This is a genomic window from Salipaludibacillus neizhouensis, from assembly GCF_002886185.1.
GTDB lineage: Bacteria > Bacillota > Bacilli > Bacillales > Salisediminibacteriaceae > Salipaludibacillus > Salipaludibacillus neizhouensis.
The window spans coordinates 3,488,618-3,505,504 of record NZ_KZ614146.1 but is presented as its reverse complement, the minus strand read 5'-3'; the positions used below and the strand labels follow the sequence as shown (position 1 = coordinate 3,505,504).

At 36.4% G+C, this 16,887-nt stretch carries 12 protein-coding genes; 9 read left to right on the top strand and 3 right to left on the bottom strand.

Features of this window, described 5'->3' with window-relative positions:
- Positions 1-274: 274 nt before the first annotated feature.
- From rnjA to CEF18_RS16345, 9 genes are all read left to right on the top strand, one after another.
- Positions 275-1,939 carry a ribonuclease J1 gene (rnjA, locus tag CEF18_RS16385; RefSeq protein WP_110937455.1) on the top strand — a complete coding sequence of 555 codons (1,665 nt, stop codon included), beginning with the start codon at positions 275-277 and terminating at the stop codon, positions 1,937-1,939.
- A 377-nt stretch (positions 1,940-2,316) separates the two neighbouring features.
- The gene (locus CEF18_RS16380) at positions 2,317-3,126 is read left to right on the top strand and encodes an alpha/beta hydrolase (RefSeq protein WP_110937454.1); all 810 of its coding nucleotides are present in this window, start codon (positions 2,317-2,319) and stop codon (positions 3,124-3,126) included.
- Between the two features lie 52 nt (positions 3,127-3,178).
- Entirely contained in the window at positions 3,179-4,222 is a 1,044-nt protein-coding gene (locus CEF18_RS16375) for an autoinducer 2 ABC transporter substrate-binding protein (RefSeq protein WP_223292334.1), read from the top strand.
- Complete coding sequence (locus CEF18_RS16370) at positions 4,212-6,032, top strand: sensor histidine kinase (protein WP_110937453.1); 1,821 nt, start codon at positions 4,212-4,214, stop codon at positions 6,030-6,032. Before CEF18_RS16375 ends, CEF18_RS16370 begins: the two co-directional genes overlap by 11 nt.
- Positions 6,025-7,638, top strand: coding sequence for a response regulator transcription factor (locus tag CEF18_RS16365; RefSeq protein ID WP_183041063.1), 1,614 nt, complete (start codon positions 6,025-6,027; stop codon positions 7,636-7,638). Before CEF18_RS16370 ends, CEF18_RS16365 begins: the two co-directional genes overlap by 8 nt.
- A gap of 305 nt (positions 7,639-7,943) precedes the next feature.
- The gene (locus tag CEF18_RS16360; protein WP_110937451.1) at positions 7,944-8,918 is read left to right on the top strand and encodes an aldo/keto reductase family protein; all 975 of its coding nucleotides are present in this window, start codon (positions 7,944-7,946) and stop codon (positions 8,916-8,918) included.
- 380 nt (positions 8,919-9,298) lie between these two features.
- Positions 9,299-10,309, top strand: coding sequence for a sugar ABC transporter substrate-binding protein (locus CEF18_RS16355; RefSeq protein WP_110937450.1), 1,011 nt, complete (start codon positions 9,299-9,301; stop codon positions 10,307-10,309).
- Positions 10,310-10,449: 140 nt separating this feature from the next.
- A complete protein-coding gene (locus CEF18_RS16350; protein WP_110937449.1) occupies positions 10,450-11,955 on the top strand; it encodes a sugar ABC transporter ATP-binding protein in 1,506 nt (501 codons plus the stop codon).
- Positions 11,952-12,920 (top strand): ABC transporter permease, encoded by a 969-nt coding sequence (locus tag CEF18_RS16345; RefSeq protein WP_110937448.1) that lies wholly within the window; start codon positions 11,952-11,954, stop codon positions 12,918-12,920. Before CEF18_RS16350 ends, CEF18_RS16345 begins: the two co-directional genes overlap by 4 nt.
- 373 nt (positions 12,921-13,293) lie before the next feature.
- Here CEF18_RS16345 and CEF18_RS16340 read toward each other — a convergent pair whose 3' ends face one another.
- The 3 genes from CEF18_RS16340 to CEF18_RS16330 all read right to left on the bottom strand — a co-directional run bounded on the left by CEF18_RS16340 (position 13,294) and on the right by CEF18_RS16330 (position 16,854).
- Positions 13,294-15,270: a TRAP transporter permease gene (locus CEF18_RS16340; RefSeq protein WP_110937447.1), complete on the bottom strand. Its 1,977-nt coding sequence runs from the start codon at positions 15,268-15,270 to the stop codon at positions 13,294-13,296.
- Positions 15,271-15,275: 5 nt separating this feature from the next.
- On the bottom strand, positions 15,276-15,734 hold the full coding sequence (locus CEF18_RS16335) for a DUF1850 domain-containing protein (RefSeq protein WP_190238695.1): 459 nt from the start codon (positions 15,732-15,734) through the stop codon (positions 15,276-15,278).
- Between the two features lie 61 nt (positions 15,735-15,795).
- Positions 15,796-16,854, bottom strand: coding sequence for a TAXI family TRAP transporter solute-binding subunit (locus CEF18_RS16330; RefSeq protein WP_110937445.1), 1,059 nt, complete (start codon positions 16,852-16,854; stop codon positions 15,796-15,798).
- Between the last annotated feature and the right edge of the window lie 33 nt (positions 16,855-16,887).

Sequence of the window (16,887 nt, the reverse complement as noted above, 5' to 3'; positions counted from 1 at the left end):
CTTTACAAATAGAATGAAAATATGTGTCAGGCTTTGAGATAGAAGGTTATTCGTAATTCTACGGACTTTTAGTAGTGGAAGTTTCTTGTTTTGACAGGCAAGGAAGATTTACGTGGTCGTATAGTGTATAATTGACTTACATTCATTAATTGGAAATATGCGGGAAATATACATAGTGTCTAATTAGCATCACTACTTATATATTTATAAAAAATGAAAAGACAATAAACAAAAGTTTTATAAGTTAAAAGACAAAAAAATTGGAGATTATATTATGAAAACAAAAAATCATCAAGCATCGGTTTTTGCCCTTGGAGGATTGGGTGAAATCGGGAAAAACACTTACGGGGTACAATTCCAAGACGAGATTATTATTATTGATGCGGGAATAAAGTTTCCCGAAGATGAATTATTAGGAATCGATTTAGTTATTCCTGATTATACGTATTTAGTTAAAAATGCAGATAAGATTAAAGGGGTTTTTATTACTCATGGTCACTTGGACCATATTGGTGGTCTGCCATATTTACTGCGTGAAATTAATGTGCCAATTTATGCTGGGAAATTAGCATTAGGTTTATTAAGTAAACAGTTGGAAGAACATGGTTTATTGCGTACAGCGGATTTGCGAGAAATTAATGAGGATGAGATTGTTAAATTTCAAAAGACATCTATTTCATTTTATAGAACGACACATAGTATTCCAGACTCATTCGGAGTTGTTGTTAAGACGCCAGCGGGAAACATCGTCCATACTGGGGACTTTAAGTTTGATTTTACACCGATTGGAGACCCGGCAGACTTAACGAAAATGGCTAAAATAGGTGAAGAAGGCGTTCTTTGCCTGTTATCAGATAGTACAAATAGTGAGGTTCCAGGATTCTCCATGTCCGAACGCAAGGTTAGTGAAAGCATCGACCAGATTTTCCGTTCTGTCGATGGAAGAATTATTTTTGCAACGTTTGCATCTAATATTTATCGACTACAACAAGCAGTAGATGCAGCAGTTAAGTATGGTCGAAAAGTAGCTGTTTTTGGAAGAAGTATGGAGTCTGCAATAACGATAGGAACAGAGTTGGGATATATTAAAGCACCTAAAGATACATTTATAGATTCATCACAGTTAAATAAAATTCAAAAAGATAAAGTAACCATCCTCTGTACGGGTAGTCAAGGGGAACCGATGGCAGCACTCTCTCGAATTGCTTTTGGTAACCATCGTCAAATTCAGATTATCCCTGGAGATACCGTAGTCTTCTCTGCATCGCCAATACCGGGGAATACGTTAAGTGTGAATAAAACGATTAATCAACTATTCCGAGTTGGAGCGGAGGTTATCCATGGTTCATTAAACGATATCCACACGTCTGGTCACGGGGCGCAGGAAGAACAAAAGCTTATGCTTCGATTAATGAAGCCGAAGTATTTTATGCCAATTCACGGAGAATATCGGATGTTGAAACAGCATACGAAACTCGCTCAAGATTGTGGTGTTTTAGAAGAAAACTGTTTTATCATGGAAAACGGTGAAGTATTAGCACTAGATAAAACAGAAGGTTCTTTAGCAGGGAAAATTCCGTCGGGAGATATTTATATTGATGGAAGCGGAATTGGAGATATAGGAAACATCGTTATAAGAGATCGACGTATTCTTTCTCAAGAAGGACTTGTGGTCGTCGTTGTTACGATAGACATGAAAGAGTACAAGGTCACAGCAGGTCCAAGTATTATTTCGCGTGGGTTCGTTTATATGCGTGAGTCTGGCGATTTAATTAATGAAGCACAAGGAATGCTAGAAGACCATTTGACTCTATTAATGGAAAGAAAAACAACAAAATGGTCTGAAATTAAGAATGAGATTTCCGGCATTCTGACCCCATTTTTATATGCTAAAACAAGGCGTAAACCAATCATTTTACCAATTATTATGGAAGTATAGACAGATAAAAATTCGTTCAATCATGGGCATTTCAAAGTGATTTATACTTTGAAGTGCTTTTTTTTTGCGAGATAATTTATAAGATGACAGCTATCTTAACGCCACGCGTATCAAGCGAACCCCTCCTCCTTTCGAGTAGCACCTACACACACTTCGTAGGTGCTTCGGGGTGGGGAAAGATCACGCTGTATTTAACGCTATGCATTTTTATTAAATCATTGAGTAAATAATTTAAGAATTCATAGATATTGTTAACGGTTTCATTTAAACTATGAAAGAGGATTATCCCATTAAAGAGTTAGTTACTAGAGTTTTTAGAAAAAGAAGCTATGTAAGTTTATTAAATTGTATTGTCAAAATAAGAGGAGGAACTAGTTTTGATACATGAAATAATCACTATTCGAACAGAGAATTCCGAGGCAAAATTGTATACGTATATTTTGAATAACTCTCCTGATATAGACAGTGACCGGAAACGTCCGACGATCGTTATTTGTCCTGGAGGAGGCTATGAATTCACGTCGGATAGAGAAGCGGAGCCTGTTGCGATAAGGTTGAATGCGATGGGATTTAACGCATGTGTTTTAAGATATAGTGTTCGCCCGGCTGTTTATCCGACGGCATTGCTAGAGCTATCAAAGGCAGTATCTTTAATTAGAAAAAATGCGGACCAATGGCATGTCGATATAAACAAGATCATCGTTGCCGGCTTCTCAGCAGGTGGTCATTTAGCGGCAAGCTTAGGTGTTCACTGGAATAAATCATTTTTAGTAGAGCGACTAGGGATTGCTAGCGAAGAGATAAAACCTAATGGGCTTCTTTTGAGTTACCCGGTAATTACTTCGGGAACGCATGCGCATAAAGGATCTTTTGAGGCTTTGTTGGATGGAAAAGAGGAAGCGCTTTTTGAAGAGGTGTCACTAGAGAAGCAAGTTTCCGAAGATACTCCGTCCACTTTTTTATGGCACACAACGACAGATTTTAGTGTTCCGGTTCAAAATAGCCTTATGTTTGCGGAGGCCCTAGTGAAAAATAAAATATCTTTGGAAATGCACATTTATCCGAAGGGGGTACACGGTCTATCCCTTGGCACGGAAGAAACAAAGGGGAAAGACAATGAATCAACCTTACAGCCTGAGGTTGCAAACTGGATTGATTTAGCTGGTGTTTGGATTAAAAATTTATAATTGCTTCCCCGTTTTTGTGAACGTTATCTATTAGCTGGAGAGGATGAGTTAGGTGAAGTACAAGTTATGGATTTTTAGCGCCTTATTAATCATGATCACAGCATGTGGAAACTTTCATTCAACAGAAAATAGTTATGAAGTTTTATATACTTATAATACGGGACAGGCAGAAGAAAAGGAAAGTAGAACAACGAACCAATATAAAATTGCTCTCGTACCAAAGCTAGAGAATATTGGCTATTTCAATGCGGTGGAGGACGGTGCACGTGAAGCGGCAGAAGACTTAGGGATAGAATTGATTTATAAAGGACCTGCAATAGGTGATAGTGACTCACAAGTAACGATCATTAAAGAATTAATAGAAGAAGAAGTTGATTTAATAGCTGTTTCGGCTAACGACCCTAATGATTTATCTTCTGTGTTGGAAGATGCTCAAAAAGAAGGGATTGAGGTAATTACTTGGGACTCGGATGTATTGCCAGAATCAAGATCTTTTTTTATCAATATGGTTGAATCAGAAACTTTAGGCAGGCACCTTATGGATACACTTGCATGGAATGTTGGTGAATCAGGAGATTTTGCGATTATGATCGGAAGTGAAACAGCACCTAATATCAATGAATGGCTCCAATGGATGAAATATCAACAAATATATCATTACCCTGATTTAAATTTAGTGGATGTAGTAGAGACAGACGATGATCCACAAAAAGCATATAAAACGGCGACGGATCTTATTGAAAAACATGAGGAGTTAAGAGGGATTATCGGTGCTTCTTCTGTAGGTCCTCCGGCAGCTGCGGAAGCAGTGTTGGAAGCGAATAAGATAGGTGAAATTTCAGTTGTGGGTTTATCGGCTCCTAGCTTAATGAGGCAATACCTAAAGAATGATTCCGCTCAAATGGTTACGCTCTGGAGTCCTAAAAAGTTAGGTTATTTAACGGTTAGTCTTTCGAAGCAACTATTAAATGGGAAAAAACCATCTAATGGACAGGATATTCCAAACGTAGGCAGAATTAAGTGGAATGGGGACACGGTTATAATGGGAGATCCGATAGATTTTACGAAAGAGAATGTAGATTTTTATGATTTCTAAAATAAAGAAATGGAATAAATTAAAAAATTATAGCTTAAGAACTAAGCTAATCCTCACCTATGTATTACTAACATTAATTCCACTGTTATTTCTTGCTGCTATTGCTCATACTCACTATGCAAAATCGATAGAGTTACAAGTAGCTGAATATATCCCTTCCATATTAAATCAGGCTAATAGAAATATTGATTCACAAATATCGGAAATTGAGAAAATGCCTGAACTTGTTACATCTTCTTCAGCCATTTCAGCTATTTTAGGAGAAACTCAATATAAAAATCAGTCTTCATTGCTAAGAGACCGGTTTCAAGTTAACAATTATTTATCAAGAACATATCTTCAAGGCATTAATCCGGCTATTTTAGCTGTATTTATCCATTCTAATGATCGGATTTTTAGCAGTGCAAGAGTAAGTTACGAAGGTGAGCTTCAATATGAAGACTTCGTTCCATATGGAGAGAGTTATGATTTGAGGAGTGAAGTGAAAAAGCTTCCGTCTTACAGTACTCCTATCACGTTTGAGGAGGATATTCCTTTTATTTTAGTCATGAAAGAAATTGTTGACGTAGATAATCGAAAAAACCTAGGAACGATGTCGTTAGCTATAGACATTAGCTTTATTGATGAAATCTTACTAGGTTTAGAAGATAATGCCGAAATTTGGATAATGAATGATATGAATCAAATTATATATCATCAAACTGAAAAAGATAAAATAGGCAGTAAATATAAAGGGATTAATGAAATACCTATTGAAAATGGGACATTTAAATTAACAAATGATCATGACGATTACCTTTTAAGTGTGAGTAAATCCGAAAACACTGGGTGGACGTTAGTGCATCAGATTGAATCAAATTATCTTACAGACCGAACAAATGTAGTTAGTAATATAATTTTGGTTGCATTGATTACCTTAGCGTTAGTTTCGATAGGAATTTCGTTTATTTTGGCGTGGTCAGTTACAAAACCAATTCACAGATTGCGTCGAACGATGAATGCCGTTGAACAGGGGGATTTAAACGCGGGTATTAATATAGATACAAAAGATGAAGTAGGGATGTTGTCAAATAGTTTTAACTCTATGATAGAAAAGATAAGGGAATTAATTAGAATAAATTATTTCACTACTATCAAACAAAAGGAAGCGGAATTATATGCCCTTCAATCTCAAATAAATCCGCATTTTTTGTATAATACGTTAGAGTCTCTGACAATGGCAGTAGAAGAAAATGACAACGAAACCGCAGTTGACATGATCTCTTTGCTAGGCAAAATGTTAAGATACTCCCTACAAAATAAAGAAGAGTCTGTCGCTATAGATAAAGAAGTAGAGCATGTGAAAGACTATCTGACTATTCAAAAATTTAGATATGAAGATCGGTTGGATTTTGAAATAGTTGAAAATATTCATTCGGGAAATTATACTACGCCCAAATTTATTTTACAGCCAATTGCTGAGAATGCCGTTAAATATGCGCTTAGAAATAAACATCGAGCGGCTATTTCAATTACTGTTTCAGATGAATCAACTAGTGACGATATCATTTTCACAATTATTGATAATGGTCCAGGAATGTCTAGACAGCAATTAACGAGTTTGCAACAAACATTATATGAAGACGACCCGATGATAAAAAAAGACGAGAAATTTGGGCTGGTAAATGTTCATGGAAGAATTGTAATGCTTTATGGTGCTAATTATGGAATTGCTATCCAAAGTGAATTAGGATCCGGAACGGCTGTTGTATTAAGGATTCCAAAGAAAGAGTACCGGATAGAAGATGGAGGTGATTTGTTACATGAATAGGGTTAAAGCAGTAATTTGTGAAGATGAAGCTAGAATCAGACGGGGGATTGTTAGATTAATAGATGGATTTGATGGTTGGGAAGTAGTCGGAGCATTTCCTGATGGGGAACCTTTATTAGAAGAGATAGAGGATAAAAAAATTGAATTTGATGTGTTGATTACTGATATAAAAATGCCGAATATGGGAGGTATCGAATTAATAAAGAAACTAAATCACACTCACTCGATACTCTCAGTAATCATTAGCGGCTTTGAAGATTTTGAAATTGTTCAAGAGGCTCTGAGAGAAGGGGCAATTGACTATATATTAAAACCTATCGATAGAAAAATGCTCGAAAAACAATTTCGAATTGTAAGAGAAAAGGTTATCGATAAAATCGAGTTGGACAGGCATTTAGTTGAAGTCCATTCGGAGGCTAAAGAGTTAACCTATACGAAGCAAGTACAGCTATTAAGTGAAATGGTTCTAAAAAATGATATCGACTTATCAAATATGGAATGGACAAGGAAATTTCCGGCAGGGAAATATATGTTGATTAACACTAGTCTTGATAATTTATCTTATAAGAAAAACATATTTTCTGATAAAGATTGGGAAACGTGGATATTTGCTATTGAAAATATAATAGACGAAACTTTAGAAAGTTTCTCCAAAAGAGAAGAAAATAATGTTTGGTGGTGGAGAGGAGAGAAATCAAGTTATTGGTTTCTGTTACACTTTGATGAAGAGGACATAAATTATGAAGATCAAAGCAAGGGTGTTGTAAAACATGTGAAAAAAAATATCCAAACATATACGCCTCTTACTTTTTCTTTTGCACTGGAGGACTATTTCAATGATTTGTCTGTGTTGCCAGCTATGCGAGATAAAATTTTGTCATTGATGCAATTACGTATGATACATGGTGGGAATCGTGTTTATTACCCTGCGTTTCTATCTGAAATTCATAAGGAATCAAAAGGGAAGACTTCACAAAAAATATATTTAGAAATTCAAAAATTAGTGTTATCAATAGAAAAATTAGATGTACAAGATGTAGAAAGAAAGTTCCCTGATTTTTTTAGTGAACTAAAGAAATTAGAGTCACCAGAAGCAGTGGAAACAACCATTAGATTTTATCTCTTTCGTGTCATCAAGTATCTTTTTAAAGATGATAATCGTGGGTATGAATATCTTTATCCAATCTTTATCAGGATTAAAAATATTTCGGATTTTGAGCAATTAAAATTTGAGGTGATCACGTGGACGAAGAATGTCATCAATGAAAAAATGAGCGTTGATAGTAGTTTAAATCATATTGATAAAGCAAAATATTGGATTCAACAGAATGTTTCGGAAAGTATTACTATTTCTAAAATAGCCGATATCATCTATATGAATCCAACTTATTTTTGCGAAGTATTTAAAAAACAAACGGGAGAAACAGTTTTGGACTATGTTACTAGAATAAGAATAGAAAAAGCAAAAGATCTTCTTCATCAATCGAATCTAAAAATACATGAAATTTCAGAAGAGGTTGGTTTCAAGGATACAAAGTACTTCAGTAAATTATTTAAACAATACACAGGTGAGTTGCCTTCTAAATATAGAAATATTCAACTTTGAAACTATCACTCAGTGGTAGTTTTTTTATGTCTTTAATAAGGAACGCGACACAATGAGCTCTTTTGGCAACTGTACTTCTAAGCACTAATCCTTATATGGCACTGAGCCCTCTACTGCAAATGCGACAATTGATGAATCAGGTTCGCCTTGTAAAAATTCGACTTTTAAGCTAAAGCCGTATAATTAAAATGAAGTTCTAAAAGTTTAATTCATCAAGGTTAATAATGTATAATATAATCATTGGTTTCCAAGTTTTATTTGGTGACTGGACCTGTATGTATTTTATAAAAGGGGAAGATGTGTAAATGAAATATAGACGTATTGGTAATAGTGGTGTGAAAATAAGTGAAATTGGTTTAGGAAGTTGGCTTACATATGGAACTGCAGCAGAACAGAAGGCGGCAGATGCGTGTATAAGGACTGCGTTTGAAAATGGTATCAATTTTATTGATACTGCAAACGCCTACAATCGTGGAGCAGGAGAAGAAGCGATTGGTGCTGCATTGAAAGGATATGATCGATCAAGTTATGTGCTCTCAACAAAGGTCTTCTTCCCAATGGGTGATGGACCAAATGACAGAGGATTATCTAGAAAACATATTATCGAGCAATGTGATGCTAGTTTGAAACGATTAGGTGTAGATTATCTTGATATATATTTTTGTCATCGTTTTGACGATGAAACACCTTTAGAAGAGACGTTGCGGGCGTTGGATGATTTAACTTCACAAGGGAAAATACTCTATTCTGCAGTGAGTGAATGGACAGGGGCGCAAATTACTGAGGCTAGTGAAATTAGTAATCGTTTACATTTAAGACCGCTTATTTCTAATCAACCTATTTATAATATGTTTGAACGCTATATCGAAAAAGAAGTGTTACAAGTTAGTGAGAAAAATGGACTTGGTCAGATAGTTTTTTCACCACTTGCTCAGGGAATTTTAACCGGGAAATACAAACCAGGAATGGAGCTTCCAAAAGATAGTAGAGCTGCAAATGATACCGTGAATGGAGTTATAAAAAGCTATTTACAAGAGAATGTTCTTTTGGCAGTGCAAGAACTTCAAGGCCTTGCAAATGAATTGGGCATCTCATTGTCCCAATTATCTTTAGCTTGGATTCTTCGTCAACCAGGTGTAAGTTCAGCGATTATTGGTGCAAGTAAACCGGATCAAATTGTGGAGAATGTAAAGGCTGTCGAAGTTAACCTATCCTCAGATGTTTTAGAGGAGATTGAACGAGTTTTAAAGAAGGTAGAAGATTTTACTCCTTTAAGGTAGAGAATATAAAATTCTAGTATAGACCACGTTTACTTGATTAACGTCGTGTTATCTTTTTATTCCATTTTAGGTAAACAAGTGGGTGCTAACTCCGAGTTTAAAAATGAAAACAGATCTAAGTTTTACTAGTGGATATACAAAAACAACAATTAATTAATGTTTATCATTAATTAATTGTTGTTTTTTATTACCGAAAAAAACCCCCCTTATCAGAAAGATATCACATTTAAATGAAAGCGCTTTAAACGTATGATTAATTTATTGAATAAGTGCTTCCATATGTTTAGAGGAATTTGAAAGGAGTGAGTTTGCTTTATTTTATTGGAAAGTTTCTATATGAATTTATCATAATAACTATTGGGAAAAGGGAGATGATTTAGTTGAAAAGTAAGTATGCAATTTATTCGATTCTATGTATTTTATCTATAATGATGTTGGCAGCCTGTGGAAATAACGATGTAGATGGTGATGCCAATCAAGCTGAAAATAATCAAGAAGAAACGGTTGAAAATAATGGTGAAGTTGCAAGTGATGCAGAGGGTTCGATGAAAGTTGGGATGACTGTTCTTGATCTAAGTAATCCATTTTTTGTTCAATTAACTACTGCAGTTGAAGAGTTAGCAGCTGAAGAAGGCTATGAAGTTATTATTAATGATCCAAGAGATGATGTAAACTCTCAGATTGAAGCTATTCAAAACTTCGTTGCACAAGATGTTGACGCAATCATCGTTACAGCCACTGATCAAAATGCTATAAACGATGCAGTACAGGAAGCTAAAGATGCTGGTATTCCAGTGCTTGCCCACACGACGAAACTTGAAAATGCGGATGCCTGGATTGGGGCAGATGAGTATGGAATGGGATTAGCGTTAGGTGAACAAGCGGGACAGTGGATTAAAGAAGTTCATGATGGTCAAGGTGGAGTTGGAATCTTGAATTTTGACCAAATTGAACAAGTGATTCAAAGAAAAGAAGGAATCATTGACGGAATCCGTCAATACTCACCAGATGTCGAAGTTGTCGGAGATCAACAGGCAGGTGACCCTAACACAGCATACGATGTTTCAGAGGGATTCTTACAAGCTAACCCAGACATGATAGGAATATTTGGTATAAATGATGGTGGTGCATTAGGTGCCTATAATGCAGCAGTAGGAGCAGGGAAAGAATCTGATACATTTGCAGTTGGTGGAATAGATGCTGTACCTGAAGCGATAGATGCTATTGGTGAAGAAGGAATCTATAAATTTACTGTGGATCAGCAACCCATTTTAACTGCCGAAACGATCGTAGAAGTAATGGTAGCTATTATAAATGGTGATGACTATGAGGTAGAGAATGAAATTGAAGTTAGAGGAGTAAATGAATCTAACATCGAGGAATACCAATAAAAATTTAGTGATAGTTTCATATCAATAATATGTTTAATGGTAGAAATCTATGATTAAACTCATTTACTTGAGGATGTTTCAGAATGCTCTGGATTTTTGAAACATTCTCTCGTAAATGAAATTTATGAGGAGGTGACATAATGGTTAATCCAATAATTAAAGTTACAGATGTGACAAAAGAGTACCCTGGAACGATTGCACTAAGTGGAGTTAATATGGAAATTTATCCTGGAGAGGTACATACCCTAGCGGGAGAAAATGGAGCCGGAAAATCAACTTTAATGAAAATTTTAGCAGGGGCGATATCTCCAACCATCGGAAGTATTGAAGTGAACGGTGAAAAGCTCACAGAGTTTTCTCCACGGACATCCTCGGAAAAAGGCATTGGGATCATATATCAGGAATTTAATTTGGTTCCTCATTTGACTGTAGAAGAAAATATTATGCTAGGAAAAGAAAAGCGAAAAGGGCTTTTTGTAAGAAAACAATTAAATACACAAATCACAAAAGATGTTTTGGAAAAAATGAATATAAAAAAATCAACGAGTACTTATGTAAAGGATTTAGGTGTGGCTGACCAACAGCTAGTAGAAATAGCCAAAGCTATTTCGCAAGATGTAAATGTGCTGATAATGGATGAGCCAACAGCAGCTTTAACTAGTGATGAAGTAGAGTCTCTTTTTAAATTAATGAGGTCATTAAAAGAAAATGGCGTAGCAATCATATATATATCCCATAAGTTCGAAGAGATATTTGAAATATCCGATAAAGTCACGGTTTTGAGAGATGGAAATTATATTGCTACGAAACCAATTGAAGAATTAGATTATGAGAAATTAGTAAAGTTGATGGTCGGCAGGGAATTGACCATGTCTTCCCGAGCAAGGACAAAAAAAGAAGAAACGATTTTAATTGCGGAAAATCTATTTTCAAAAGGAAAGGTAGCCAATATTTCGTTTGATTTGAAAAAAGGAGAAGTATTAGGTGTAGCGGGTTTACTGGGGTCAGGACGCACGGAGCTCGCGAAAGTATTGTATGGTTTATATCCAATAACTAGCGGAACAATAAGCGTTAAAGGGAAAACGTACAGTAAAATTGATTCTCCGGAGCATGCTCTCAAAATAGGAATAGGACTAATCCCTGAGGATCGGAAAAAAGAAGGGGTAGTTTTGGGTTTGGACTGTGAAGTAAATACAAATTTAGGGGCAACTAAAAAGAACAGTCGAGGGCTCTTTTTAGATTTAAAAAAGGAAAAAAGTATTTCAAAAGAATACAAAGATAAATTAAGTATTAAATATTATGATGGACAGCTAGCTGGTCAGTTGAGCGGCGGTAATCAACAAAAAGTGGTCATTGCAAAAGCTCTTGCTACGGATGCGGATATACTCATTTTTGATGAACCTACTAGAGGAGTGGACATCGGAGCGAAGCAAGAAATTTATAATTTAATGAATGAGCTGCTTAGAGAAGGTAAATCAATCATCATGATTTCATCGGAGATGGGCGAAATATTAAATTTATCTGATCGTATTGCTGTTATGAAAGAGGGAGAATTAGCGGGGATTTTACCTTTTGATAAAGCAACTCAAGAAAATATATTTTCACTATCATCAGGGATCTCTAAGGATTTGGAGGGAAAGACATGAAAGCTGAAACCAAAACAGAAACTAAATCATCTTTTCAATTCAAGTTTAATCAAGAAGTCATTTTGTTACTCGTACTTATAGGGGTGATCATTTTTTTCTCCATTATGTCACCTACTTTTTTAACAGGGGGAAATTTAATTAATATCATTCGTCAAGTGGCCTTATTAGGAATTATTGCAGCTGGGATGACGATGGTGTTATTAATTGGGGGAATTGATCTTTCAGTTGCCTCTAATGTTGCTTTTACAAGTGTTGTAATGGGGATGTTGATTACTGCAGGAATCCCACCTTGGATAGCGATTATTGTTGGAATAATTGCTGGAGTTTTTGTCGGTGCAGTTAACGGATTAATTGTTACTCGGGTAGGTATTCCTGCACTCATAACCACCTTAGGGATGCTAACGATGTTAAGAGGAACTACCTTTGTTATTACTGGTGGGTACCCGGTATTTGGCTTCCCGGAAAGTATCCGTTTTTTTGGGAATGGGTATCTTCTAGGTATTCCAGTTCCTGCAATCATAATGGTAGCTGTTTTTGTTGGTGTATATATTTTACTTTATAAAACATATATCGGTAGGCATATTTATGCATTGGGAGGAAATTTAGAAGCTACAAGACTTTCAGGAATAAATACAAAGAAAGTTCAAATGTTAGTTTATATGCTATCAGGTTTTTTCTGCAGTATTGCAGGATTAATCCTGCTAGGTAGATTAAATTCCGGACAGCCAAATGCTCTTCAAGGATTTGAATTAGAGGTAGTAACAGCAGTAGTACTTGGTGGAGTAAGTATTTTCGGTGGACAAGGGAAGTTAATAGGAGTAGTTTTAGGAGTATTTATTTTAGGTGTATTAGCGAATGGTCTCGTTATACTTAATATTAATGAATTTTACCAAATGGTTATTTCAGGGGCAGTACTATTAGTAGCGGTTGGAATCGATCGTATATATAATAGAAAAAAAGATTAAAGAATACCTATGGATAACTATTTTAAAATCTTGGGACAGAAGCAGAAGAATAGATAAAGCAGTGGGGCGACTGCTTTATCTATTCTTTTCAGAAGTTGTTGTTAATCACGCAAGAATCGCAGCCTTCGCTTCTTCCTATTATTTGTTCAAAAAAAGAAAGTCAATGTAAACTGCCTTTATAAAAAATTGTTGTTTGGAAGAATCCTGTGGGAAGAATGATCCAAGCTAGCCCCCGCAGAGTGTTAGTTTGCTCGGGGGTTCACGGATTAACCACGTTTGTCCGGTAACGTAAGTGTTCATTCCTGATCCGAGAAAAATACTGGTATTCGCAAATTTTTCAGGCAATCCATATTGTTCAAGAGACAAGGATGTCTTAACTCGCTTCCATGAAACCTTTAAGTGGGAGATTGAATCCCCCTTCTTTTTTAGCTTTTCTCCATTGTACAAAAACAACGAACAAAATGATTACTAAAGCGAACACATCTTGAAGCCAATTTGGATTCATTAATAACAAAGCTCCACCAAATAGTATTATACGAATAACTGGATTCACTTTTGTTAAGTAATACCCCTCAGCGGCGATTCCAAGCATGCCGACCCCTACTATTGATGTAATAACAACAAGTACCCCCTCTAAAAAGGTTGTATTTATAAGAAGTAAACTGTCATTATATACAAAAAGATAAGGAACGATAAAGCCAGCGATCGCAAGCTTCATAGAGATAAAACCAGTCTTCATCTGATCGCCCCCGGATATTCCTGCTGCAGCAAAGGATGCTAGTGCTACGGGTGGTGTAATGTTCGCAAAAATACCAAAGTAGAAAACGAATAAATGAGCAACGAGTGGCTCAATACCCAATTGAACAAGAGCCGGTGCAGCCATCGTAGCTGTAATAATATACGTAGGAATACTGGGGAGACCCATTCCTAGGACAATACACGCAACCATAGTAAACATAAGAGTCAGTAATAAAGATTCTCCACCTAATGTCACGATGGCATTTGCTAGTTTAAGTCCGAAGCCTGTTAACGTTGCAATTCCTACAATCAATCCAACAGAAGCACAAGCAATGGCAACAGTTAGTGCTGTTCGAGCACCGTTTTCCAATGCTTCTATGATATCTTTGAACGTCATTCGTGTCGTTTTGCGAATCATTGCTATTCCAACAGTAACAATAATTGTCAAAAATGCGGAATAAATAATGGTACGTCCACTGAAGAACAGCATATACATCAAAAATAACAGTGGAATCATTAAGTGTCCGCGTTCCTTCATTACGTCCATGATTTTAGGTAGATTGTCTTTAGAAATCCCCTTTAATCCTTCTTTGGTCGCACGTAGGTGAATTTGAACGATGACCCCTAAATAAAATAGAAGTGCTGGTAACAAAGCAGCTAAAGCGATTTCCCGATAAGGAACTCCCAGTGTTTCGGCCATGATAAACGCAGCAGCACCCATAATTGGCGGCAAGATTTGACCGCCTACACTTGCGGAAGCTTCCACGGCCCCAGCGAAGTTTTTCTTATAGCCGATTTTTTTCATTAATGGAATAGTAAACGATCCAGTGGTAACGACGTTAGCAACCGCTGCTCCATTAATACTACCTAAAAATCCACTTGCAATTACCGATACTTTTGCAGGCCCACCTTTCGTTTGACCAGCAATAGCCATTGCTAGATCATTAAAGAATTGTCCCATGCCAGATTTAGCTAGAAAGGCCCCAAACAATATAAATAAAAAGATATACGTTGACGATACACCAATAGCCGTTCCATAAATCCCTTCGGTCGTCACATACATGAAATTGACAATGTCTTCCCAGTTATAGCCTCGGTGGCGGAAGATTCCTGATAAATGGTTTCCATAGAGGCCGTAGATTAAAAATAGAATCCCTAACGTCGGCAATGCCCAACCAGCTACTCGCCTTGCTGCTTCTAGAATAAGGACGACGAGTATAGCGCCGAAGAAGAGATCCCAATCATTTGGTATACCTCCTCGATTAACGATTCCATCATAATCTATATAAATATAAATAGTTGTTGTTATAGCTAACAAAGCGAATGCCACGTCGTACCAATGAAGTTTTGTTCTGTCCAGATTTTTAAAAGCGGGGTAGATTAGAAAAATTAGGGCTAGGACGACTGCCACGTGTAGAGATCGATGCTGTAAAGTTACAAGTGTGCCAAAATATGATGTATAAAGGTGGTACACTGACAAAGAAATTGCAATTCCTGAGACGATGAGGGAGACTGGTTTTAAACGATAGCTACGAGACCGGGATTCTTTATCGTATTTTTCGAGAACATCCTTCTCATTTTCAATTACTGGTACTTGGTTTTCATTTCCCATGTAAGTCACCTCTTTTCAACGGATAATTTAATTGGTTCATGATGTGGGAGGTCCGTCACGGATAAGATAGTCTCATCATCCATTGTGATTTCATGCTTCGTACGATGAGAATGTATCCAAGATAATTCATCGAAATATTCATTAATATTTTCATAAATGATAAAACCATTCTCTATTTTAATCTCTCCTTTTTGATGATCCACACCAGCACCGTATGATTGAAAGCTTGTTCTTTTTAATAGCAATCGATGATCATCTTGAACTTGATACGTTTCATGCCAAGGTGTTTTCTCCACGGAATGTATCCATGATAAGGTAATTTCACTTTCTACAGTCACTGGATATTGAGAAATAACGTTACCTGTTCGGGCGTGCTGAAATACGAGCATGACATCCTCTTTATCACCACTACTATGAAAAAAGGAGACAGTTAACGTTCCAGCAATAATAAAAGTGGCTAACAATCTTTTTCCTACCATAGTTATACACAGAAGAAACAGAAGTTCCTTCTGCCTGCCTCCTTATTTAGTCAAATGCATCTACTTCTTCGAAATAGCGTTGTGCGCCTGGATGAAATGGAATTGGCATTCCTTCTTCAATGTTATCAAGAATAATATCTTGAGCAGCATTATGAGAAGCATGAATGTCATCTATATTTTCAAATAAAGATTTCGTTATTTCATATACAGTGTCATCTGACAATTTACTATTAACGAGGAGAAGATTTGTAATTGTTGCTGTATTAACATCTCCCTCCTGATCATACGTTCCACCTTCAATAACTCCTGTGGAGAAAAATGGATACTCCTCTATCAAACTTTCCAATGGCTTTCCTTCAATTGGAATAACTATTGCATCATGCGTTGTTGATAAGTCAATTATCGTAGCATTTGGAACACCACTTGTTACAAATGCAGCATCAATCTGGCCATTTTTAATTTGGTCTATGGCTTCACTGTAAGATAGAAAATCTTCTTCAATGTCATCATAGCTCATGTCGTGAGCCTCTAATACCAATCGAGCATTTAACTCAACGCCTGACCCCGGTGCACCAACGCCAATGCTTTTACCTTCTAAGTCATCTATTGTTTCGATACCTGTATCAGCAGTCGTAACTACTTGAACAAAGTTAGGATATAATGCGGCTAAACCTGTTAAATTTTCTTTCGGCTCTTCGCCTTCAAATGCGCCATTACCTTCATACGCTTGAGAAACAGCATCGGCCATAGTTATGGCAAGTTCGGTTCGATTCGTATCAAGAAGATTAATATTTTCAACAGAAGCTCCTGTAGATTGGACGGAAGTATCGAGACCTAAATCACTTTCTAAAACTTTTGCGATCGCACCACCAATTGGATAGTATACTCCTGAAGTCCCGCCAGTCGCAACAGTAATAAACAAATCTTCATCAATTCCTGAAGTACCTTCTTCAGCTTCTTTATTGGTATCATTTCCATCGTTGTTTTCCACTGTGCTGTTATCGTCTTCGCTCTCTGCGTTATTCACCTCATCAGCTTCATCACCACAAGCGATCAACCCAACTGACAAAACAGTTCCTAATAACAATAATTTAAAATCTTTCATGCGTATTTTTCCCCCTTTAATATTGTGTTCAGT

Bases quoted from the DNA above. Each gene is read 5' to 3' on its own strand.
- CEF18_RS16360 (WP_110937451.1), top strand. From the start codon at position 7,944: ATGAAATATAGACGTATTGGTAATAGTGGTGTGAAAATAAGTGAAATT.
- CEF18_RS16340 (WP_110937447.1), bottom strand. From the start codon at position 15,270: ATGGGAAATGAAAACCAAGTACCAGTAATTGAAAATGAGAAGGATGTT.
- rnjA (WP_110937455.1), top strand. From the start codon at position 275: ATGAAAACAAAAAATCATCAAGCATCGGTTTTTGCCCTTGGAGGATTG.
- CEF18_RS16370 (WP_110937453.1), top strand. From the start codon at position 4,212: ATGATTTCTAAAATAAAGAAATGGAATAAATTAAAAAATTATAGCTTA.
- CEF18_RS16365 (WP_183041063.1), top strand. From the start codon at position 6,025: ATGAATAGGGTTAAAGCAGTAATTTGTGAAGATGAAGCTAGAATCAGA.
- CEF18_RS16345 (WP_110937448.1), top strand. From the start codon at position 11,952: ATGAAAGCTGAAACCAAAACAGAAACTAAATCATCTTTTCAATTCAAG.
- CEF18_RS16350 (WP_110937449.1), top strand. From the start codon at position 10,450: ATGGTTAATCCAATAATTAAAGTTACAGATGTGACAAAAGAGTACCCT.
- CEF18_RS16330 (WP_110937445.1), bottom strand. From the start codon at position 16,854: ATGAAAGATTTTAAATTATTGTTATTAGGAACTGTTTTGTCAGTTGGG.